General features: G+C 42.7%; 23 protein-coding genes. 21 read left to right on the top strand and 2 right to left on the bottom strand.

Going from position 1 to position 22,190, the window contains the following annotated elements:
- Positions 1 to 43: 43 nt before the first annotated feature.
- Positions 44 to 3,187 (top strand): efflux RND transporter permease subunit, encoded by a 3,144-nt coding sequence (locus GGQ95_RS04470; RefSeq protein WP_183186428.1) that lies wholly within the window; start codon positions 44 to 46, stop codon positions 3,185 to 3,187.
- A gap of 250 nt (positions 3,188 to 3,437) precedes the next feature.
- The gene (locus tag GGQ95_RS04465) at positions 3,438 to 4,211 is read left to right on the top strand and encodes an SDR family NAD(P)-dependent oxidoreductase (RefSeq protein WP_066145501.1); all 774 of its coding nucleotides are present in this window, start codon (positions 3,438 to 3,440) and stop codon (positions 4,209 to 4,211) included.
- A gap of 246 nt (positions 4,212 to 4,457) precedes the next feature.
- On the opposite strand, the gene GGQ95_RS04460 is transcribed toward GGQ95_RS04465, so the two are convergent.
- Positions 4,458 to 4,661 (bottom strand): NETI motif-containing protein, encoded by a 204-nt coding sequence (locus tag GGQ95_RS04460; protein ID WP_066145498.1) that lies wholly within the window; start codon positions 4,659 to 4,661, stop codon positions 4,458 to 4,460.
- Between the two features lie 127 nt (positions 4,662 to 4,788).
- Between GGQ95_RS04460 and prsW the strand changes: the two genes are divergently transcribed.
- The 9 genes from prsW to fni all read left to right on the top strand — a co-directional run bounded on the left by prsW (position 4,789) and on the right by fni (position 12,718).
- The gene (gene prsW / locus GGQ95_RS04455; RefSeq protein ID WP_044742232.1) at positions 4,789 to 5,463 is read left to right on the top strand and encodes a glutamic-type intramembrane protease PrsW; all 675 of its coding nucleotides are present in this window, start codon (positions 4,789 to 4,791) and stop codon (positions 5,461 to 5,463) included.
- Between the two features lie 470 nt (positions 5,464 to 5,933).
- On the top strand, positions 5,934 to 6,668 hold the full coding sequence (gene sleB / locus GGQ95_RS04450; protein ID WP_231734580.1) for a spore cortex-lytic enzyme: 735 nt from the start codon (positions 5,934 to 5,936) through the stop codon (positions 6,666 to 6,668).
- An 18-nt stretch (positions 6,669 to 6,686) separates the two neighbouring features.
- Complete coding sequence (ypeB, locus tag GGQ95_RS04445; protein ID WP_183186427.1) at positions 6,687 to 8,030, top strand: germination protein YpeB; 1,344 nt, start codon at positions 6,687 to 6,689, stop codon at positions 8,028 to 8,030.
- Positions 8,031 to 8,106: 76 nt separating this feature from the next.
- Positions 8,107 to 8,778 (top strand): flagellar brake protein, encoded by a 672-nt coding sequence (locus GGQ95_RS04440; RefSeq protein ID WP_183186426.1) that lies wholly within the window; start codon positions 8,107 to 8,109, stop codon positions 8,776 to 8,778.
- A gap of 58 nt (positions 8,779 to 8,836) precedes the next feature.
- Positions 8,837 to 9,019 (top strand): DUF5359 family protein, encoded by a 183-nt coding sequence (locus GGQ95_RS04435; RefSeq protein WP_080862393.1) that lies wholly within the window; start codon positions 8,837 to 8,839, stop codon positions 9,017 to 9,019.
- Between the two features lie 88 nt (positions 9,020 to 9,107).
- A complete protein-coding gene (cmk, locus tag GGQ95_RS04430; RefSeq protein WP_066145479.1) occupies positions 9,108 to 9,776 on the top strand; it encodes a (d)CMP kinase in 669 nt (222 codons plus the stop codon).
- A 5-nt stretch (positions 9,777 to 9,781) separates the two neighbouring features.
- Entirely contained in the window at positions 9,782 to 10,363 is a 582-nt protein-coding gene (locus GGQ95_RS04425) for a lysophospholipid acyltransferase family protein (RefSeq protein WP_066146498.1), read from the top strand.
- Positions 10,364 to 10,498: 135 nt separating this feature from the next.
- Positions 10,499 to 11,656, top strand: a complete 1,158-nt coding sequence (gene rpsA, locus GGQ95_RS04420; protein ID WP_066145474.1) for a 30S ribosomal protein S1 — start codon at positions 10,499 to 10,501, stop codon at positions 11,654 to 11,656.
- A gap of 12 nt (positions 11,657 to 11,668) precedes the next feature.
- Positions 11,669 to 12,718 carry a type 2 isopentenyl-diphosphate Delta-isomerase gene (gene fni / locus GGQ95_RS04415; protein ID WP_159720069.1) on the top strand — a complete coding sequence of 350 codons (1,050 nt, stop codon included), beginning with the start codon at positions 11,669 to 11,671 and terminating at the stop codon, positions 12,716 to 12,718.
- Positions 12,719 to 12,959: 241 nt separating this feature from the next.
- On the opposite strand, the gene GGQ95_RS04410 is transcribed toward fni, so the two are convergent.
- Positions 12,960 to 13,094, bottom strand: coding sequence for a YpzI family protein (locus tag GGQ95_RS04410; RefSeq protein WP_080862395.1), 135 nt, complete (start codon positions 13,092 to 13,094; stop codon positions 12,960 to 12,962).
- Positions 13,095 to 13,583: 489 nt separating this feature from the next.
- Here GGQ95_RS04410 and GGQ95_RS04405 point away from each other — a divergent pair, with 489 nt between their 5' ends.
- The 10 genes from GGQ95_RS04405 to GGQ95_RS04360 all read left to right on the top strand — a co-directional run bounded on the left by GGQ95_RS04405 (position 13,584) and on the right by GGQ95_RS04360 (position 22,186).
- Complete coding sequence (locus tag GGQ95_RS04405; RefSeq protein ID WP_066145465.1) at positions 13,584 to 14,183, top strand: YphA family membrane protein; 600 nt, start codon at positions 13,584 to 13,586, stop codon at positions 14,181 to 14,183.
- A 94-nt stretch (positions 14,184 to 14,277) separates the two neighbouring features.
- Positions 14,278 to 15,588, top strand: coding sequence for a ribosome biogenesis GTPase Der (gene der, locus GGQ95_RS04400; RefSeq protein ID WP_066145463.1), 1,311 nt, complete (start codon positions 14,278 to 14,280; stop codon positions 15,586 to 15,588).
- A gap of 21 nt (positions 15,589 to 15,609) precedes the next feature.
- Entirely contained in the window at positions 15,610 to 16,638 is a 1,029-nt protein-coding gene (locus GGQ95_RS04395; protein WP_044742243.1) for an NAD(P)H-dependent glycerol-3-phosphate dehydrogenase, read from the top strand.
- A 179-nt stretch (positions 16,639 to 16,817) separates the two neighbouring features.
- Positions 16,818 to 17,021, top strand: coding sequence for a DUF2768 domain-containing protein (locus GGQ95_RS04390; RefSeq protein WP_044742244.1), 204 nt, complete (start codon positions 16,818 to 16,820; stop codon positions 17,019 to 17,021).
- Positions 17,022 to 17,048: 27 nt separating this feature from the next.
- Complete coding sequence (locus tag GGQ95_RS04385) at positions 17,049 to 17,768, top strand: YphF family lipoprotein (RefSeq protein WP_044742245.1); 720 nt, start codon at positions 17,049 to 17,051, stop codon at positions 17,766 to 17,768.
- Between the two features lie 136 nt (positions 17,769 to 17,904).
- Complete coding sequence (gene spoIVA, locus GGQ95_RS04380; RefSeq protein ID WP_044742246.1) at positions 17,905 to 19,383, top strand: stage IV sporulation protein A; 1,479 nt, start codon at positions 17,905 to 17,907, stop codon at positions 19,381 to 19,383.
- Between the two features lie 473 nt (positions 19,384 to 19,856).
- Positions 19,857 to 20,129 (top strand): non-specific DNA-binding protein Hbs, encoded by a 273-nt coding sequence (hbs, locus tag GGQ95_RS04375; RefSeq protein ID WP_149917072.1) that lies wholly within the window; start codon positions 19,857 to 19,859, stop codon positions 20,127 to 20,129.
- 308 nt (positions 20,130 to 20,437) lie between these two features.
- On the top strand, positions 20,438 to 21,004 hold the full coding sequence (folE, locus tag GGQ95_RS04370; RefSeq protein ID WP_044742248.1) for a GTP cyclohydrolase I FolE: 567 nt from the start codon (positions 20,438 to 20,440) through the stop codon (positions 21,002 to 21,004).
- Positions 21,005 to 21,035: 31 nt separating this feature from the next.
- Positions 21,036 to 21,257 (top strand): trp RNA-binding attenuation protein MtrB, encoded by a 222-nt coding sequence (gene mtrB / locus GGQ95_RS04365; RefSeq protein ID WP_044742249.1) that lies wholly within the window; start codon positions 21,036 to 21,038, stop codon positions 21,255 to 21,257.
- Between the two features lie 113 nt (positions 21,258 to 21,370).
- Positions 21,371 to 22,186 (top strand): heptaprenyl diphosphate synthase component 1, encoded by an 816-nt coding sequence (locus tag GGQ95_RS04360; protein ID WP_066145458.1) that lies wholly within the window; start codon positions 21,371 to 21,373, stop codon positions 22,184 to 22,186.
- The last annotated feature ends 4 nt before the right edge of the window (positions 22,187 to 22,190 follow it).

The following is a 22,190-nucleotide window of genomic DNA, read 5'->3' as shown; positions in this document are numbered from 1 at the left end:
AAAAATCAAAATTGTCAAATCTGCATGAAAGGAATGGAACGTGGTGGAGAACATGATTAAATTTTCGCTCCGTAATAAACTGGCCATTTGGATTTTAACTGTTATTGCGATATTTGCTGGCCTATTTTCTGGGTTTAATATGAAGCTGGAAACGATTCCAGACATAAATACTCCCATTATAAGTGTTACGACTACGTATCCAGGCGCAACACCTGAGGAAGTACAAGAAAAAGTGACGGTTCCGATTGAAGAAGCTGTTCGTAATTTGAATGGCGTGGAAATCGTCAGCTCTAATTCGTTTGAAAATGCTTCTTCCATTCAAATCGAATATAAATTTGAAAAAGATATGGAGCGAGCGGAAGAGGAAGTTGAAAAGGCACTCAAACAAGTGGAGCTTCCTGACGGAGTCGGAGAGCCTAAAATTGCAAGATTTAGTATTAATGCTTTTCCTGTTTATACAGTCAGTTTTTTTGATGAAGGAAAAACACTTCCTGAATTAACAGAACTGGTGGAAAAAATCATTGTTCCAGAATTGAAAGGAATAGATGGAGTAGAAAGCATTGTCACTTCTGGCCAACAAGTGGAAGAAGGACGGATTGTTTTTCATCAGGACAAATTAAAAGAGCTTGGGCTTAATGAAGAAACCATTAAAAATTATATTCAAGGTGCAGATCTTCGTGCGCCATTAGGTCTTTATACATTTAAAGACACGGAAAAGTCTGTGGTCGTTGATGGAAATATTACGACCATTGAGGATTTGAAAAAGCTGAAAATCCCTGTCACAGGGGCGTCACAAGGAGAGCAAGCCGGAGGGGCGCAAATGAACCAGATGCCAAACGGTTTGTCTGGAGCTAATGGCGCAGCGCCAAATCAAGCACTCTCGCAGAAAAACATGGAATTACCAACAGTCGAGTTGGGGGAAATTGCTGATATTGAAATCGTCGGCAAAGCTGAATCGATATCAAGAACAAACGGAAAAGAAGCTATCGGATTGCAAATTGTAAAAGCTACTGATGCGAATACCGTTGAAGTCGTAAATGAAGTAAAAGAAAAACTGGATGAGCTTAAAGATGAATATAAAGGACTTGGCATCGTTTCCACGCTAGATCAAGCCGAACCGATTGAAAAATCTGTCGCAACGATGCTAAATAAAGCGTTATTCGGTTCGATTTTTGCCGTTGCGGTCATTTTGCTATTTTTGCGCAACATTCGCTCTACGTTGATTTCTGTGGTGTCCATTCCGCTTTCCATCTTAATTGCCTTGATCGTTTTACATGAAATGGACATCACGTTGAATATGATGACACTAGGAGCGATGACCATGGCGATCGGCCGTGTTATCGACGATTCGATTGTCGTTATTGAAAATATTTATAGACGGATGACATTAAAAGGAGAGCAATTAAAAGGAAAAGAGCTGATTATTGCAGCGACGAAAGAAATGTTTATTCCGATTATGTCCTCAACCATCGTCACCATTGCGGTTTTCTTGCCGCTTGCATTTGTTGAAGGCATGGTTGGACAGCTATTTATGCCATTTGCTCTTACGATTGTGTTCTCGCTTTTAGCGTCTCTTTTAGTAGCGATTACAATTGTGCCGGCATTGGCTCACGTCTTATTTAGAAAAGGAGCGAAACAAAAAGAGAAAGAAAAAGAAGCGGGATTTTTGGCTACTTACTATAAAAAAATCTTAAATTGGTGTTTAAATCATAAATGGATCACATCATTGATTGCGATTTTGCTTCTTGTCTCCAGTTTATTTTTAATTCCTGTCATTGGCGTAAGCTTTTTACCGAGTGAACAGGAAAAACAAATGATTGTTACGTATAATCCAGATCCAGGACAAACGCTTGAAGAAGTGAAAGATGTCGCGTTGCAGGCAGAAGATTTACTGGTTGATCGCGATCATGTGAAAACTGTTCAATTGTCTGTCGGCAGCGAAAATCCGATGAATCCCGGAAATCGAAATCAGGCGATTTTCTTTATTATGTATGAAGATGACACGCCGAATTTTGAACAAGAAAAGGAGAAGGTAGTCAAAGATTTAAGTAAATTAACGCACGAAAAAGGCGATTGGGGCACCATTGATATGATGGCGTCAAGCAATGAGTATACATTGTATGTATTTGGCGACTCAATGGAAGAGATTGAGCCTGTCGCTCAAAAGGTACAAAACATCTTGGAAGATGAATCCAATCTAAAAAATGTGGAATCAAGTTTATCGAAGACATATGATGAGTACACATTGGTTGTTGATCAAGAAAAGATGAGTAAACTCGGTTTGACGGCTGGACAAATTGCGATGGCATTGAGCCAACAGCATGAACGGCCTGTTCTAACGACCATTCAAAAAGACGGTCAAGATATTAAAGTTTATATTGAAGGAGAAGAAGAGACTTTTGCTTCAATTGATGAGATGAAAAAGAAAACGATCCAGTCCCCTCTCGGCATGAATGTGCAAATTGGAGAGGTAGCGACGGTCAAAGAAGGCGAGACATCCAATACCATTACGAGACGCGGAGGGAAATTTACCGTTTCAGTCAGCGGGGAAATTACGACGAATGACGTTAGCCAAGTCAACGAAAGCATTCAAAAGAAAATCGATGATTTAAAATTGCCGCCTGGTGTCAACATTGAAACAGGCGGAGTGACTGAACAAATCAATGAGTCGTTTTCACAATTGGGATTGGCCATGCTTGCAGCTATTGCTGTGGTCTACTTTGTGCTAGTGGTTACGTTCAGTCAAGGGCTGGCGCCTTTTGCTATTCTTTTCTCGCTTCCATTTACCGTTATCGGCGGATTTGTGGCGCTATGGCTTGGGGGAGAAACGTTGAGCGTTTCGGCTTTGATCGGCGCACTCATGCTCATTGGAATTGTTGTAACGAATGCGATTGTGTTAATTGACCGCGTCATTCATAAAGAGCGTGAAGGGCTCTCTACAAGAGATGCGCTCATTGAAGCGGGAGCAACGCGTCTCCGGCCGATTTTAATGACGGCGCTGGCGACCGTTGGGGCATTGCTCCCTCTCGCATTAGGGTATGAAGGAGATGGAGGCATGATTTCTCGAGGGCTTGGCCTAACTGTCATTGGCGGTTTGACCAGCTCGACATTGTTGACTCTGATTATCGTTCCGATCGTCTATGAAGTGTTAAGCAAATTTAGAAGAAAAACTACGGTTGAGGAATGACAAGCAAAAACCTGAAAAGCGTTGAGCAAGCTTTTCAGGTTTTTTTCTATACATTGCTAAAGAGCTTTTTTTACTAGACATAAGAACGTCAAAGGATAAAAAAGCTCTAAATAGTCGGAGTAGCTGACAGTTTGAAATCTCTTAAAACAGCTTTAACATATTAAATAAGCACCCCTCATCTCTAAGGTAAAGCGTAGATGAGGGAGTGTTCAAAATGTCAAAAATGAAGAAAAATTAAGGAGGAATATCGATGTTTTTGCCTTCATTTCGTTTAGATGGGAAAATTGCTATTGTCACTGGTGCGGGAAGGGGAATTGGAAAAGCGATTGCGATCGGTTTTGCTGAAGCTGGTGCGAATGTAGCGATTTTATCGCGCACAGTAGAGCAGCTTGAAGAAACAGCTAGAAGCATTGAGCAGCTGGATCGACGAGCATATATCATTCCAACGGATATAACGGATCGAGAAGCTGTTAAAAATGCGGTAGCGGAGGTAATAAAGCAAGCCGGAAAAGTTGATATTTTAGTTAATAACGCGGGAATGAATATCCGAACGGCTGCTTTAGAAGTCACTGATGCTGAATGGGAAACCATTATGAATACGAATTTGAAATCAGCATTCATGATGTCTCAAGAGGTTGGTGCGGTGATGAAAAAGCAGGGAACGGGCGGCAAAATTATTAATATTGCCTCTGTGGCCGGTCATGTGGCTCTTCGGACAGGCGTCGCTTATGCTGCCAGTAAAGCGGCGCTTATTCAAATGACAAAAGTATTAGCGTTCGAGTGGGGAAAGTTTGGCATTCAAGTCAATGCAATTGGTCCATGGTACTTTCAAACTCCATTAACGGAAAAGCTGCTTCAAAATCAAGAGTACGTAAATGATATTTTAGCTGTGACTCCGCTGAAGCGAATTGGGCAATTGCCAGAGCTGGTTGGACCGGCTGTATTTTTGGCCTCTGATGCAGGAAATTATGTAACGGGACAAACGTTATTTGTTGACGGAGGGATGACGATTCACGGATTTTAGGATGAACATCGAGCGCTTTTCCTCTTGGATTCCCGTTGATAAGAAGGAAACCTCATGTTCGTGCGTCGGAGGCAAGTCTATGGACGGCCCTGCCTCCGACGCTTTCATTTTGCAAGATGGTTCGTTTCATTTGCATGATGCCAAAACGATGTATAGGGCGCTCACGATGCAACCCTTACCAATAAAAATGCGATGTATGAAACGAAGAAGCGCATGAGCGAGCGGTTGGCTGACAGAGCACCGGCTCTATTCTTTCCATACGCCTTCAAATACGATACGCCTGCCGCACGGCTCCACAATCGTATGTCCATCTTTTTTTACCTCGCAAAAAATCGGCTCTTCGATTCGGCGGACGGGCTTATATCCTTCCTGATTCATCCGTTCTAAGCACTGTTCAATTGTTTCGTTTTCAGCAACAGTAAATGTTTTCTTTTTTGCTGGTTTCCTCATTTTGTTCGCTCCTTTTTGACCCAAATTAGAGGTTCGCTTGTTCCGGGCGATCAAACGAAATATGGTTCCCAATCATGATTATCTTATGTTACCATTATAAATAAATAGATGGAAACGAGGATTTGTTATGTTTGCAATTATTTCTGCCGGCATCGCCCCGGGTGTGGCGCTGCTCAGCTATTTTTATTTAAAAGATGAATATGAGACTGAGCCGCTTTCTCTTGTATTGCGAACTTTTTTATTTGGCGCCATTCTCGTTTTTCCGATTATGTTTATTCAGCATGTTTTGCGGCTAGAAGGAATTGCGTCTGAAAAGTGGATACAAGCGTTTTTATCTTCCGGATTACTTGAAGAATTTGTAAAATGGTTTATCGTCTATTTTTTTATTTTTGACCATGAAGAGTTTGATGAACCATATGATGGGATTGTTTACAGCGCCAGTGTGTCGCTCGGCTTTGCGACGCTTGAAAATATTTTATATTTGCTTGCTAACGGTGTAGAGTTTGCTGTTACTAGAGCGTTGCTCCCTGTATCCAGCCACGCATTGTTTGCCGTAATGATGGGATTTTACTTAGGAAAAGCGAAATTTCAAGGAAAAAGATATTTGCACTTAGCCCTTTCCTTTTTGCTGCCCTTTCTTTTGCATGGCACATACGATTTTATTTTATTCACACAAGAAAAATGGGGCTATTACATGGTTCCTTTTATGCTTGCGATGTGGTGGATGGCACTGAGAAAAGTCAAACAAGCGAAAGGAATGTATGCAGAAGCGGTCATTCCTTCTGTAAAAGGCCAAGCCTAAAGCTTGGCCTTTTTGTTTTGAGCTGTCAATGTATTCTTTTAGGTCTATTGTATGGTAAATTTTTCATTTAGAAGGATGAACCTCATGTTCTGTTATGTGGGGGAAGCGTTCCTCGTTGATGAGTGGAAATATTTTCAGGAAAGATATGAGATGTAATCTCCGACCGCCGAAAAAGTGGGATTTTGTTTTTGAATCGTACGTTCAACCCTCTAATTCTTCATAGATGAAACTTAGCTGTTTACAGATCCTTTTCGACCAAGAATCGAATAGGTTCTTCCGTTTATTCAAACTCCCTGATTGATTAACATGTGTTTTATAAATAAACCACGTTATTGCTTTATGTGCATAAAAAGGAAGTTTAGGTGAAAAATACGGATAGAGCCAGATCGATTAAAGGGGGTATGTATACAATGCGCTGGCGAATCATTATATGCTTGCTCGTTATTTGTTTATCGACATATGAATGGCCGATGAAAGAGGCACATGCGTTTTCTGATCAGGTCATTCAGCGCGGAGCTGTGGGAGATGATGTCATTGAGCTGCAAGCGCGTCTGCAATATATTGGCTTTTATAAGAGCAAAATTGACGGAGTATTTGGCTGGAGTACATACTGGGCTGTCCGCAATTTCCAAAGTGAATATGGGTTACCGATTGACGGACTAGTCGGTGCAAGTACGAAGCAAAAACTTGTAAAAGTGTCAAAGTACTACGAATCCTTTGTTAAAGAACAAATTCGCAAAGGAAATTCCTTTACACATTATGGAGGAATACCGTTAAGCCAGCAGGTCAAGCAGCAAGGAACAGCAAGCAGCGGCGGATCTGCAACAGCAACGAACGTGCCAAAAGGTTTTTCGCAAAATGATATTCAATTAATGGCTAACGCTGTATACGGAGAAGCGCGCGGTGAACCATATGTCGGTCAAGTAGCGGTAGCAGCGGTTATTTTAAACAGATTGGAGCATCCATCTTTCCCTAACAGTGTAGCTGGGGTCATTTTCCAACCGGGAGCATTTACAGCGGTTACCGACGGGCAAATTTGGCTGACACCAAATGAGACAGCTAAAAAAGCGGTGCTGGATGCTATTAACGGCTGGGATCCAAGCAGTGGAGCGATCTACTATTTTAATCCGGATACAGCAACAAACGGATGGATATGGAGTCGACCTCAAATTAAAAAAATCGGTAAGCATATTTTTTGTAAATAAAAAGGCAGGTGATTTTATATGTTGCGGACTTTGCTTATTGGCTTTTTATCACTAGGGATTATTGGAACAGCTTACTGGGGCTATCGTGAGCATCAGGAAAAAAACGCGATTTTGGTGCATGCCGAAAACAATTATCAGCGTTCATTTCATGATTTAGCTTACAAAATAGATCTGCTGCACGATCAAATCGGCACAACATTAGCGATGAATTCTAAAACGTCGCTCTCTCCAGCGCTGGCAGAAGTGTGGCGGATTGCCTCGGAAGCGCATTCCGACGTTGGACAGCTTCCACTATCGCTTCTTCCCTTTAATAAAACGCAACAATTTCTTGCGCAGATCGGTACATTTAGTTATCGTGCGGCGATTCGCGATTTAACAAAAGAGCCGCTTACCAAGCAAGAATATCAAACGTTGCAAACTCTTTATAAACAAGCGTCTGATATTCAAAATGAGCTGCGCAATGTTCAGCATTTAGTCATCAAAAATAATTTGCGTTGGATGGATGTAGAGCTGGCGCTAGCAACAAACCAGCGCCCGAGCGATAACACGATTATTGATGGATTTAAAACGGTGGAAAGCAATGTCGAATCGTTTGCCGAAACAGCGAATCTGTCTCCGACATTTACAAGCGCTGCTGTTCAAGAACGGGGATTTATTAGAGCGAAAGGAAAGCGAATTACGGCAGATGAAGCGAAGAAGATTGCTAAATCCTTTTTAGGATTAAAAGGAAACGAAAAGATCAAGGTTGTTCACAGTGGAAAAGGAGCGGAAGATCGTTTCTACAGTCTCACGATTTATGATCCAAAAACAAAAACAGAAACGTATATGGATGTGACAGAAAGAGGCGGTTACCCGATTTGGGCCATTGATAACCGCGCCATTCACAAACAAGCGATCAGTTTGAATGAAGCAACGATGAAAGGCATGGATTTTTTAAAGAAGCATCATTTTACCAATGTTGAATTATATGACAGTACTCAATACGACAACGTAGCCGTATTGACCTTTGTTACGAATGATCATGGTATTCGCATATATCCGGAAGCGATCCAAATGAAAATTGCGTTAGATGATGGAACGGTGGTCGGTTTCTCGGCTCGCGATTACCTATCCTCCCCTAGCCTTCATCGCTTTCCAAAACCAGCGATTTCGCTTGAACAAGCAAGAGAGAAGCTAAATCCAAGTGTTAAAGTGATGGAAGAGAGACAGTCTGTGATTACAAATGACTTGAATCAAGAAGTGCTTTGTTACGAGTTTTTAGGCACATTAGGCGATGATACGTATCAAATTTTCATCAATGCCCAAAACGGCGTTGAGGAAAAAGTGACCAAAATGCAAAGCGTCGAACGAACGTATGATTAAAGGAAAAGCTTGTCAAGAGCTTTTCCTTTTTGTTTAAATAAAAAGGAAAGGTGATAAGGAATGTGAGGGAGAACATATGATAAAAATTGGGGATGTGCTCATTCTCGAATCAAGGAACGACAAAGAAGTGCATGAATATAAATGCAAAGTGGCAGAGGTTTTCCCGGATTTTATTTATATCGACTATCCTGTTAATCAAAAAACGGGGAAAACTGTATTTTTAATGAATGGAATGCAATTTAAAGCAAGCTTCGTCGGTAAAGATGGAAGTCTTTATTTATTCGATACAGAAGTAAGGGGAAAAGTGCGCGACCCGATTCCGATGATTATGCTTTCTTATCCAGATGAACAGCGCCTGATCCGTGTGCAGCGCAGGCAATATGTGCGTGTGGAAGCTACAGTAGATGTTGCGATTCATCCGCTTCAAGGAGAATTTTCTCCCTTTGCCACCATGACCACGGATATCAGTGCAGGAGGAGCGGCCATTGTTTTGCCGGAAAGAGGAATCCATATTTTGTCAGGAATGATAGTGGAGGCTTGGTTTGTCCTGCCTATGAAATCGGGAGAATATCATTATATGAAAGTGCCAGCCAAAATTGTTCGAGTGTTTCAGGTGGAAGGGAGCTATGTTCAGAAGGCATCATTGCAGTTTTTGACCATCTCTTCTCAAGATCGCGTTCTACTGATACGCTACAGCTTTGAAAGACAACTAGCTATAAGGAAAAAAGCAGAAGGACTACCAGAATAAAAGAAAGAAAAATGTGAAAGGATGATAATGACAAAAAAACGAAAGAGGCGGTTGTCAGATGAAACGAATGGAACGCATTTTGCTTAAAATTGTGATTGTGCAGCTGCTCTTTTTACTGTTAGCACAATGCTTGCTATTGTATACGCCTTTGGCTCCGTATGTGACCAAAGTCTACGAATATGAAGGAGTTAGCAAACAGGAAAAAACGAAAACAATTGAAACAACCGTCGACCATCCTTGAGTCATGTGATAAAATATCATCGAAGTATGCAGGAGATGTCCTGCTTTTTTCTTTGAAAAATATGTTTGAACGATCATTAGGAGGGTATATGAAGCGAATATCAATTGCCATTGACGGACCAGCCGCTGCCGGAAAAAGCACGGTTGCAAAAATTGTGGCAGAAAAACTTGCTTATGTTTACATTGATACAGGAGCGATGTACCGTGCTCTTACGTATCTTGCGTTGCAAAAGGGAGTTGATCTACATGATCAACAAGCGCTTTTGCAGGTATTACGCGATACATATATTGAATTGAAGCCTTCTGAACGCGGTCAGCTTGTGCTTGTTAACGGACAAAATATAACAGATGTTATTCGGAGTGAAGAAGTCACCAATTCTGTTTCATTAGTGGCGAAGCATCCGCTTATTCGTGAGGAAATGGTGGCACGGCAGCGGGCATTAGGCGAACGGGGCGGCGTGGTCATGGATGGGCGCGACATCGGAACGCATGTATTGCCCCTGGCAGAAGTCAAAATCTTTTTAAAGGCATCGGTAGAGGAGCGAGCCAAGCGTCGGCATGAGGAAAACTTGGCTCGAGGATTTGCCTCCGATTTGGAGAAGCTGAAGGAGGAAATCGCCCGCCGGGATAAGATAGACTCCGAACGGGAGGTTGCGCCGCTGAAAAAAGCGGAAGATGCCGTTGAAATTGACACAACTTCTTTATCTATCAATGATGTCGTGAACGAGATTATGAAAATCATAGAGGAAAGGATTTGATCGCCTTGAATTTTTATTCGTTTGCGAAAGGAGTGGTATCGGGGATTTTAAAGCCCCTTTATCGTGTCGAAATCATCGGCACCGAACATTTTCCGAAGGAAGGCGGCGTACTTCTTTGTTCTAACCATATTAGCAATTTAGATCCTCCAATTGTCGGCATTACAGCTCCAAGGCCTATTCATTTTATGGCGAAGGAAGAGCTATTTCGTGTACCGATTTTAAAAAGCTTGCTTCCGTCATTGCAAGCTTTTCCGGTTAAGCGGGGAATGAGCGACCGGCAAGCACTACGAACGGGCTTGGATGTGCTAAAGCAAGGAAATGTGCTCGGAATTTTTCCGGAGGGGACAAGAAGCAGGGACGGCAAATTAAAAAAGGGGCTGTCTGGTGTCGGCTTTTTTGCTTTAAGAACGGATGCCCAAGTAGTGCCTTGCGCGATTATCGGGCCATATCGGCCATTGAAAAGACTGAAAGTTGTATACGGTTTGCCAATTCCAATGGATGAGCTGAGAGAACGCAAGGCGTCTCCTGAGGAAGCAACGGATTACATTATGAATCATATTCAAGCACTTTTAGATGAACATCGTTGAGCATTCCAATACATGCTTTTTGAAAAAATATGGTATAATAATGAGAAAAGTAGACCTCATGGGAAAATAAGCACATTTGTTTCCTTTGGTCATGCTTTACAGTAGCTATGGGTAGTCGACGAAGGAGGGTTTTTAATGGTAGAGGATATGAATGTAGAGGTAAATGTATATAAGGTGGGTGATCTCGTTCACGGCAAAGTCGCCAAGCTTGAAGAAAAACAAGTGCTTGTGGATATTGCAGGCAGCAAGCAAAGCGGCATCATTCCGATTAGCGAGCTATCCAGCCTTCATATTGAAAAAACAAGCGATGCGGTATCCGTTGGGGATGAGATCGTTGCAAAAGTGAAAAAAGTGGAAGAAGGAGAAAATGAAGACGAAGGATTATTAATTTTATCTAAAAAGGCAGTCGATGCGGACCGCGCCTGGGAGGAGCTAGAAAAGCGATTTACAAGCGGCGAGCCGTTTGATGTGGTGGTAAAGGATATTGTAAAGGGCGGTCTTGTTGCGGATGTCGGCGTAAGAGGGTTCATCCCGGCATCGTTTGTTGAAACTTATTTTGTGGAAGACTTTTCTGATTATAAAGGGCGCACGTTGAAAGTGAAGGTTGTAGAGTTGGATCGCGCTAAAAATCGCGTGATTTTATCTCATCGCGCGGTGATTGAACAACAACAAGAAGAACAGCGGAAGCAAGCATTCCAGAAGCTTCAAGAAGGGCAAGTGATTGAAGGCACCGTTCGCCGTATTACTGATTTTGGCGTATTTGTTGACATCGGCGGCTTTGATGGACTTGTACATATTTCGCAGCTGTCTCACGCACGTGTCGCTCATCCGTCTGATGTTGTTCAAGAAGGAGATACGTTAAAAGTGAAGGTGCTGTCAGTGAACGAAGAAAGCGGCCGCATTTCGCTGTCTGTTAAGGAGGCGCTGCCGGGCCCATGGGAAAATATTTCACAAAAACTAGCACCTGGCGATGTAGTAACAGGAAAAGTAAAACGTCTTGTGCCTTTTGGAGCGTTTGTTGAAATTTTCCCAGGCGTTGAAGGCCTTGTGCATATTTCACAAATTTCTAATAAGCATATTGGCACTCCGCACGAGGTATTACAAGAAGGCGATGAGGCTCAAGTAAAAGTGCTTGAAGTCAACGAAGCGGAGCATCGCATTTCATTAAGCATGCGCGAGTTAATGGAAGAGCCAGTGAATGAAGAAGATTACAGCCAATATACAAAACAGGCAGAATCAACAGGCTTCCAACTTGGGGAAGTGGTTGGTGACCAGCTTAAGAAACTGAAATAACGGTGAATGCTAGTGGAAAGAGGCAGACGGAAGCTAGAGCACATTGTGCATGCGCTAAATCTTGAACAAAAAAGAGAAGCAGGATTCGATGACATTGTATTTGTTCATCAAAGCCTGCCTGATATAGGTACAAATGATGTGAATTTGAGCACGACTTTAGGTGAACTTTCATTAAGTTCGCCTCTTTTTGTCAATGCGATGACAGGAGGAGGGGGACAGCCGACTCTGGAAATTAACAAAGGATTAGCTGAAATTGCAAAGGAATGCGGAATTGCCATGGCTGTCGGTTCCCAGATGGCAGCGGTCAAGGATGCAAAAGAGCGGCAGTCCTTCGAAATTGTTCGTCGAGTCAATCCAACAGGTGTTGTTTTTGCGAATATTGGCAGTGAAGCGACAGTAGACGAAGCGAAGCAAGCGGTCGAAATGATCGAAGCAAATGGCTTGCAGATTCACTTAAATTCTGTGCAAGAGTTGGTCATGCCTGAAGGTGACCGCAACTTTATCGGAGCTTTGCGCCGGATTGAGCGCATGGTCCATGCTGTCGGTGTGCCGATTATTGTCAAGGAAGTTGGCTTTGGCATGAGCAAGGAAACGGCACAAAAGCTGGAGGAGATCGGTGTTACGATTGTCGATGTCGGCGGCTTTGGCGGCACGAATTTTGCTCGTATTGAAAACAATCGGCGCCCGACCAGCTTATCCTATTTTAACGATTGGGGAATTTCAACCGCTGCGTCCATTGTAGAAGTGTCACAAAGCGCCACCTCTCTGTCGGTAATTGGAAGCGGGGGAGTGCGCAGCGCCTTTGATGCGGTAAAAGCGATCGCTCTTGGCGCACAAGCGGTGGGAGTCGCACAGTTATTTTTGAAAGTATGGATGGAACAGGGGACAGAGTCGTTACTGGAGCTTATTCATGAATGGCACAAAGATTTTCGCCTGTTGATGACGGCTTTAGGCACTCGAACCATTGAAGAGCTTCGGCATGTTCCGCTTGTGATTTATGGGCAAACACATCATTGGCTCAATGAAAGAGGATTCGATACGAAAGTATACAGCCGCAGATAAAAAGCGGATTTTCACCTGCTGGCAATCGCTTTTATCTTGCGTTTCGAACCTTGCTAGGCTATGTTTTTTGTCTGACAAGCGTTTTTTATATCATCCACCGAGAAGTCTCCCCCCTTAACGAAGTGCAGGCGGGAGAGGCTTACGACAGTTTGCGATAGAAAAGATCGAAAGAAATAAAAGCTGACTTTTCTCGTAAAGTCAGCTTTTATTTTTAGTATCCATAAACGATCATTGGACGAGGTTAATGTTGATTTTGTTCCTGCGCTTCGTCCGGTGTGTCGAGACGAGTCGCCCCCTTGTTTTCAAGCGCTTGGTCGCGATCAGATTCAACGCGTCCAGAGCGCTTGAGCTTTTTTTCCTGACGGTCCTTTCCCATTAGAACACTCCCCTTTCTCCTTAAACTTCAAGAATAGTTTCACACGTTTTGATTTCTTGTATGCAACGATATCAGGCTTGAAGAAGCAAAGTGAAAAAAAGAGCATGATCCGATTTGTTCGCGGTGACCACTTACAGACGATTGGCTAATGGAATGAACCGGACTTTAGACGGAAAGATGCCGATGTGAGGAAAAGAGGGGGTGACTCTTCCATGCAAATATGCGACAAAAGACCGAGCGATAGAGATTTAATGGACTTTTTGCGCGCTCTAAAAGCGGCATGTTTGGATGCTCTACCGCATCATCCACTTGTTTTGGAGCAACTGTTGACACATCACGTTTGCTATGTGAAAAAATGCAATTTGATTTTCCGGTGGTTGCCAATGATTTTCGATGGTTCTTTCTTTTTTGATTCGAGTCTATACAGGTGATGACAAGGGTTAGGTTTTTAGAAAACGTGAAATAATGGAAAGAGAAGGGAGGATTCATGTGGAAGGATTCTATTTTTATTGGTGCTCGTGGGCATGCTGGATTTTTGCTACATTTTTAATGAAAAAAACAAAAGCGCGCACTATGCTAGCCGCCGCTGTGCTTATTTCCATTATGCTTTCTATTTATCATATAACCATTGGCGTTTTTTCTATCACTTTATCTTTTTTATTCGCTCTTGTGATTGCCTATTATTTTATCACTAAAAAAAGTGGCTGGAAGCTTGTTTATATGTTGCTATCGATGATGATGGTTTCATTTGTGTATGCTGCCTTCCATCTGCTTATTTTGATTGATCCTGTCTGGATGCTGATTGACAAAACGTGGATGGTCGCGATCATGTTAACATTTGTCTGCCTCATGTTGCATCATCATTTTCCAGAAAGATTGTTATGTATCATTGCTGGAAGTTGCCAAGGAGAAATGATGTATGCATTCGTAATCAAGACGTATTCGTTTCCTTATGCGATTGGTTCGCTTGCCTTTTTGGATGAACTATCACTTTCATGTGTGTGTCTGGCCTTATGGTCAGCATTGGAAAATATTTCTGTTTATGCTGATATGGTCCACAAACAGATGAAACGAAATAAACCGTTATAGCGCTCTTTCTATTGTTGAGTGTGATCGTTTTTGATAAAATAAAACAGCTGTGTTTTTGAGTCGCCGTAATCAGAATGAAGGAAAGGATGATATAATGGCCAATCCAGTAGTAGCGATTGTTGGTCGTCCAAATGTGGGAAAATCGACCATTTTTAATCGAATTGCTGGCGAACGCATTTCGATTGTTGAAGATGTGCCGGGAGTCACTCGAGATCGGATATACAGCAGTGCTGAATGGTTAAATTATAAATTTCATGTGATTGATACAGGTGGAATTGATATTGGTGACGAACCTTTATTAGTACAGATTCGCCAGCAGGCAGAAATTGCAATTGATGAGGCGGATGTGATTATCTTTATGACGAATGGGCGCGATGGGGTAACGGCAGCAGATGAAGAGGTAGCCAAAATGCTGCATCGCTCCAATAAGCCGGTTGTGCTGGCTGTCAATAAAATCGACAACCCGGATATGCGGGATCTGATTTATGACTTTTATGCTCTTGGATTTGGTGAACCGTATCCAATTTCGGGATCGCATGGCACAGGACTTGGAGATTTATTGGATGCCGTGGCTCAGCATTTTCCTAAGCAAGCTGAATCGGATTATGAGGATGATGTCATTAAGTTTTGCTTAATTGGCCGTCCTAATGTCGGGAAATCATCGTTAGTAAATGCTATTTTAGGGGAAGAGCGCGTCATTGTAAGCGATATGGCCGGCACAACGCGTGATGCTGTCGATACAACATTTACGCGTGAGGGACAAGAATACGTCATTATTGATACAGCCGGTATGAGAAAAAGGGGCAAAATTTACGAAAGCACTGAAAAATATAGTATTTTGCGTGCGCTCAAAGCGATTGAACGATCCGATGTCGTTCTTGTCGTATTAAATGCAGAAGAAGGAATCATCGAGCAAGATAAAAAAATTGCCGGCTATGCTCATGAAGCAGGACGGGGAGTTGTCATTGTCGTCAATAAATGGGATGCTCTGGAAAAGGATGATAAAACGCTCATAGAATTTGAACGAAAAATTCGTGATCATTTCCAATTCCTTGATTATGCTCCGATTTTGTTTGTATCAGCAAAAACGAAGCAGCGTCTGCATAAACTGTTGCCGCTTGTGCAAACGGTTAGTGAAAATCACGCAATGCGCGTGCAAACAAATGTCTTAAACGAAGTCATTATGGATGCCGTAGCGATGAATCCGACGCCGACCCATAACGGCCAGCGCTTAAAAATTTATTATGTCACCCAAGTAGCAGTCAAGCCGCCGACATTTGTTGTGTTTGTCAATGATCCAGAACTGATGCATTTTTCGTATGAACGCTTTTTAGAAAATCGGATTCGGGATGCATTTGGCTTTGAAGGCACGCCCATTAAACTAATTGCTAGACCAAGAAAATAATATGGTGAGGAAGTGGTAAGAGTGGAGCAAATTGCGGTATTGGGGGCGGGAAGCTGGGGCACGGCGCTGGCCATGGTGCTGGCCGATAACGGTCATGGCGTTCGTTTATGGGGCCAACGCCCTGAGCAAATCAAAGAAATTAACGAAAAGCGGACAAATGAAAAATATTTGCCGGGAATTCAGCTTCCTGAAGGAATTACGGGGTATTCTTCTTTGAGCGAGGCACTTGAAGCGATTGACACAGCTGTACTGGCTGTTCCAACTAAGGCCATTCGCGAGGTGCTCAGAAAAGTAAAGCAATGTCTGCGACAACCGATTACGATTGTAACGGTTAGCAAAGGAATTGAACCAGATACACATAAACGAATTTCGGAGATTATTGAAGAGGAAATGGGAACGCTTTTGCAGGATGTCGTTGTGTTGTCGGGACCGAGCCATGCGGAGGAAGTGAGCCTGCGCCATCCGACGACAGTAACCGTTTCGTCGAAAAATATGACGGCAGCTGAACGCGTTCAAGATTTATTTATGAACTCGCAGTATTTTCGGGTCTATACGAATCCAGATTTAATCGGGATTGAAATTGGCGGAGCATTAAAAAATATTATCGCCCTTGCCGCTGGGATTACAGACGGATTAGGATACGGAGATAACGCCAAGGCGGCTCTTATTACAAGAGGGCTTGCGGAAATTGCGCGATTAGGCTGCGCGCTGGGGGCGAATCCGTTGACTTTCTCAGGGTTGGCGGGCATTGGCGATTTAATTGTTACGTGTACAAGCGTGCATTCGCGCAATTGGAGAGCAGGACATTTACTCGGTAAAGGAAATCCGCTGGATGAAGTGCTTCAAAGTATGGGAATGGTTGTCGAAGGAGTCAGAACAACCAAAGCCGCTCATCAGCTTGCTAAAAAGCTGAATGTGAAAATGCCCATTACTGAGGTGCTTTACGACGTATTGTTTAACGGAAAAGATCCGAAAGAAGGGGCAGATTCATTAATGGCGCGCATGAAAACGAATGAAATGGAAGATTTAATCAATATTTTAGAAAAATAGGCATTCGATGATGCCAGGGTGCTGACCGATGCATACAATATCACGAACATTCATAGACTTGAACTTCCGGACAAAGGGTACTAGTCTACTGAAGTAAAGGGCCCCACTTTACTTCAGTTTTTTTTGCGTAGTTTGCTGCCAATCTTGTATAATAGTTGTCGAAAAAAGGGGGAACGAATATGTCGCCGGGATTAGCGAAAATGTGGATTGCCATTACTTCGATGGTTTTTATGTTTATTTCTGTTTTTTCGATTTATATCAGCCGTTATAAAGTAAAAAACAAGGCCGTGAAAGCAGTGCTTGCGCTAATAGCTTACATATTAATGATTTTAGCTGGAATTATTATTATTTTTGTTGTGTTTAGCGGGCCAACGCCAGAATAATGGACAGGCAAAAGGATGGAGATTAGGATGAAATTAGCTCTACGATGGATGATTGCTAGCGTCATGGTGCTGCTATTAGCCGGTTGTTTATATCCGGATGAACGATTAAAACAAAACCAAATTCCGCATGAAAGCCAAGTAGCAAGTGTACAGCAAGCCGTTGATCAATACCGCCAAGCAACGGGGGGGCTATTGCCGATTAAAACACGAGATATGAAAACGCCCATTTATCAAAAATATCCGATCGACTTTCAAATGCTTGTTCCACGCTATATGCAGGAGCCGCCAGGAAATGCGTTTGAAAGCGGGGGGATTTTCCAGTATGTCATTGTTGATGCTGAAACCAATCCAACAGTAAAATTACTTGATTTGCGGATGGCGGATCAAATCCGTGATCTAAAGCTGCGCCTGCAAATGTACCGTGATTCCCATGGATATCCGCCATTTAAGAATATGGTCGCGAAAGGTGTGTTTACACTGGACTATAAAAAGCTCGGATATAAGGAACCGCCATATGCGATTAGTCCGTTTTCCGGAAATAATTTGCCGTTTGTGATTGATTATAATGGCGAGATTTATGTGGATTACCGGATCGATTTATATGACATGCTGAAAAAAACAAAGGCATCATATAAGCCGGGCGATGATATTCGCGATCTGCTAGTAAAAAACTCTTTATTTGTTCCGGCTTATTCTCTTCCCTATACAATCGATGAGCATAACGAACCGATTTTTTTAACGAAATAAGTCATGATCCCTTCTCTTCTGAATACATTCTAGAGAAGGGATTTTTTCTTATTTTAGTCATAAATGAATAGGACAACATCATATTCATATAGTGTCCTATAGGGCCACAACGACTCAAAGACTGGAGGGGAGTCATTTGGAAAAAGTCGATATTTTCAAAGATATCGCGGAACGAACAGGCGGCGATATTTACTTAGGAGTAGTCGGAGCTGTTAGAACAGGCAAGTCGACATTTATAAAAAAATTTATGGAGCTTGTGGTTATTCCGAATATCGGAACCGAAGCAGATAAGGCACGCGCACAAGATGAGCTGCCACAGAGCGCCGCCGGTAAAACCATCATGACAACTGAACCAAAGTTTGTACCCAATCAAGCGGTTAAGGTAAGCGTTGATGACGGGCTAGAAGTCAATATTCGGCTTGTTGATTGTGTCGGATATGCCGTAACAGGTGCGAAAGGATATGAAGATGAAAACGGCCCGCGCATGATTCATACGCCGTGGTATGAAGAGCCGATTCCGTTTCAAGAAGCAGCGGAGATTGGGACGAGAAAAGTGATTCAAGAACACTCAACGATCGGCGTCGTGATTACGACGGACGGCACGATTGGAGAAATTCCGCGGCAAAACTATGTAGAGGCGGAAGAACGAGTGATTAACGAGCTGAAAGAAGTTGGAAAGCCGTTTATCATGATTATCAATACGGTCCGTCCGCATCATCCGGAAACGGAAGCGCTCCGCCAGCAGCTTGGTGAAAAATATGATATTCCTGTGCTGGCCATGAGCGTTGAAAGCATGCGCGAAGCAGATGTATACAGCGTACTCCGTGAAGCATTATATGAATTTCCGGTGCTTGAGGTGAATGTGAATTTACCGAGCTGGGTCATGGTGCTTCGTGAAGATCATTGGCTCCGTGAAAGCTACCAAGAAGCCGTTAAAGACACGGTGAAAGATATTAAAAGGCTTCGTGATGTTGACCGGGTTGTGCAACAGTTCGGTGAATATGATTTTATTGATAAAGCAAGCCTTGCTGGTATTGAAATGGGGCAGGGAGTGGCTGAAATCGATTTATACGCACCGGATGATCTGTATGACCAAATCCTAAAAGAGGTTGTTGGCGTTGAAATTCGCGGGAAGGATCATTTGCTTCAGCTGATGCAGGATTTTGCGCATGCAAAAGCGGAATATGACCAAATCGCGGATGCTTTAAAGATGGTGAAACAAACAGGATATGGCATTGCCGCTCCAGCGCTTTCGGATATGAGTTTAGATGAGCCGGAAATCATCCGCCAAGGCTCACGATTTGGTGTACGTCTAAAAGCGGTTGCTCCATCCATTCATATGATTAAAGTGGATGTTGAGTCAGAATTTGCTCCAATCATTGGTACGGAGAAGCAAAGCGAAGAGCTAGTCCGTTATTTAATGCAAGATTTTGAAGATGATCCGCTTTCCATTTGGAATTCCGACATTTTTGGACGTTCACTTAGCTCCATCGTGCGGGAGGGAATTCAAGCGAAGCTCGCTTTAATGCCAGAAAACGCGCGCTATAAATTAAAAGAAACGCTTGAACGCATCATTAACGAAGGTTCTGGAGGATTAATCGCCATTATTTTATAAAACGAGAAACCGAGACTCCGATTCGGGGTCTTTTTTTGTTGAACGAACTTTCTTGATAAACTTAGTCGTAATGTCTTCAAAAGGGGAATTCCCGTTTTTTTTTGAGGATCGTCCGCCGCATAGAGGCTTGGTATACCATTTCGCCGGAAGAGAGTTTTGCTGGCTTTATAGCCATATTTTTATGAAGAGGAAGGACCCTATTGAAAGAAAATAAATAAAAGCCTTGAAAAAACAAGGGTTTCATCTTGCGAACAAATAAGACATATGATAATCTTTTATCAGCAAAACTTAGTTTCATTGGTGAAATGTGACTAAATTACATTCATTTGCTGAAAATATGTTGAATTATGCCGATGAATCGTTTAAGATAGGCATGTCGACAATTTAATATTGCTTGATACGTATAGAAATACGCGAAATTGTGAACAAATGGAATAAGCATGTTGATTAGCCCTTGGGAGGAGGTGAATGGCATGAACAAAACAGAATTAATCAATGCGGTTGCAGAAACTAGCGGCCTTTCTAAAAAAGACGCAACAAAAGCAGTCGATGCTGTTTTTGAATCCATTACAGAAGCGCTTAAAAATGGCGATAAAGTGCAATTAATCGGTTTTGGGAACTTCGAAGTTCGTGAGCGCGCAGCTCGTAAAGGACGCAATCCACAAACAGGGGAAGAAATGGAAATCCCTGCGAGCAAAGTTCCTGCGTTCAAACCAGGTAAAGCTCTTAAAGATGCTGTAAAGTAATTGCTACATAAAAAGAGCTGGAAAGAAGGGCAAGGCGGTTTCGTCGCCCTTCTTTTTTTGCTTTTTTTTTCCCATATGTGCTAGAATCGGATTACAGGCCCCCCTCATTTATACATAATAAGCTATATCAATCATTTATCATGTTTGTCTTTATGGTATTTTTCATTTTGAAAAAAGGAAAGCCCAGTTGATTTCGGGCGCTGCATGTGGAAAGAAAGTTCTCGCTCCAAGATGAGCGGACGGCTGATCATTTCGGTTCGGATCACTTACAAAGAGATTTTGTGCGATGCAGGAGGATGTAGAGCAAGATGTCAAATGTGAATTATGAGCAAATTGAACAGGCGGTTCGCCTGATTTTAGAAGCGATTGGTGAAGATCCTAATCGAGAAGGGTTAGTAGATACACCGAAACGGGTAGCAAAGATGTATGCGGAAATGTTTTCTGGATTGAATGAGGACCCTAAAGAGCATTTTCAGACGGTTTTTAGCGAAGAGCATGAAGAATTGGTGCTTGTCAAAGACATCCCGTTTTTTTCTATGTGTGAGCATCATTTAGTTCCTTTCTTTGGTGTCGCACATGTTGCTTATATTCCGCGCGGTGGAAAGGTGACAGGGCTCAGTAAGCTCGCGCGGGCGGTTGAGGCAGTGGCGCGTCGTCCACAGCTTCAAGAGCGGATTACAGCGACGGTGGCGGATGCAATTGTGGAAACGTTGGATCCTCATGGTGTTATGGTTGTGGTAGAGGCAGAACATATGTGTATGACGATGCGCGGAGTGAAAAAGCCTGGAGCAAAAACGGTGACGACAGCCGTACGCGGGTCGCTTGAAACGGATTCCACCGCCCGTGCGGAAATTCTGTCGTTGATAAAAGGGTAAACCTGCCGTTAAGTTGAAAGGGGGCAATTGGATGTATAATAGTGACTATATCGTCATTAAAGCGCTGGAGGACGGCGTTAGTGTCATCGGTTTAACAAGAGGGGCAGATACGCGCTTTCACCATTCTGAAAAGCTGGATAAAGGAGAAGTGCTAATTGCGCAATTTACAGAGCATACATCTGCTATTAAGGTCAGAGGAAATGCATTGATTCAGACAAATCACGGTGAAATTCATTCGGAAGCGAAAAAATAGCGGTAGAACGTGCATTTCTGTTGTCCTTTTTCTATCGAAACTAGAGCCATTCGCGAATTTTTATGCTATAATTAAATGCGCTATGCATTGAAAACGAATTTTGGGGAGCAAGGGTGATCGTATTGGAACACATCATGAAAAAAATTGCGGTTCTAAAAGAACAAATCGGGCGCTTTCTTCATCATCCGTATTTATTGCAGCATATATCTGCTCATGTGATTGATGAGGATCGGATTCTATTGTCGCTGTCAATGCTGGAGAGTGCGGATCTTTCTTTTGATGAGATAGACGGGTACGTTGTTCCGATGATGCTTGTGCAAATCGCCCTTGATACCCATGATGAAGTGACAAATTCGCTTCCACAGCAGCAGGATCGTGAGTTGAAGACAAGGCAATTGACGGTGCTTGCCGGAGATTTGTATAGCGGGCTGTATTATGATTATTTAGCCAAAAAGAACAATTTGGAAATGATTCATGTATTTGCTCAAGCCATCAAAGAGATTAATGAACATAAGATTCGCTTGTACCAAAAGGATATTACGCGAATCGAAGCGCTGTTTCATAGCGTTGCCGTCATTGAATCGTCGTTAATTTATAAAATCGGCGAGCACATCTCCTTACCGTCATGGTCAAAATTTGCCTACTATTTTTTGCTGCTGAAACGAATTGCCCGTGAAAAAGAGCGCCTCATGAAGCACGGGACATCGGTTTTGTTTGATCAGATGGCAAGCATTGTTTTTCCAAAAAATAAAGGGATCGCAAAAGAACAAAAGCATTATTTGTCTCATATTTGCAACCGCTATATTGAGCATTGCAAAGAGGAGCTGCTCAACATGAAGCTCGAGTGCAACGAACTGCTGCAAACACGGCTTTCTGAGCTTATTAGCAATTTTTCTGTCATTGTTAAAAAGACAGTGGAAGAAGGGTAAGACG

It is taken from the genome of Anoxybacteroides rupiense (assembly GCF_014196195.1).
In the GTDB taxonomy this organism is placed as follows: Bacteria; Bacillota; Bacilli; order Bacillales; family Anoxybacillaceae; genus Anoxybacteroides; species Anoxybacteroides rupiense.
Note: the sequence above shows the minus strand (reverse complement) of the source record. Positions and strands in the feature narration are given on the sequence as shown.